At 47.4% G+C, this 306-nt stretch carries 1 protein-coding gene; it reads right to left on the reverse strand.

The window, feature by feature from the left end; genetic code table 11:
• On the reverse strand, positions 1-306 hold a 306-nt coding region (locus tag AB4482_RS20965), incomplete at both ends, for a hypothetical protein (protein ID WP_372058228.1).

The following is a 306-nucleotide window of genomic DNA, read 5'->3' on the forward strand; positions in this document are numbered from 1 at the left end:
GCATCAGCTTCCGCTAGTGCATCTTCTTCATTAAACTCTGGCAATTCGAAGTCATCAAACGAGAATTCTTCTTCGCCTTCTTGTCCTAGAACTTCAGCTTGTTCTGCTACTTCCGCTTGTGGTGTAGCTTCAACTTTCGGTTCAGCGACAGGTGTCACTAGCTCTGGTGTTACGTCAGTTTCCGCTAATGCTTCTGGTTCAGACGCCTCATCTTCAATCAGCCAATCATCGTCTTCTGGCACACCAAATTCATTTGGAATGATCTCTGGCATGTTTGCAGCACGAACTGGCTCTGGCTCTGGCTCT

The sequence above is a fragment of the Vibrio sp. 10N.222.55.C7 genome, from assembly GCF_041473335.1.
Classification (GTDB): domain Bacteria; phylum Pseudomonadota; class Gammaproteobacteria; order Enterobacterales; family Vibrionaceae; genus Vibrio; species Vibrio crassostreae_C.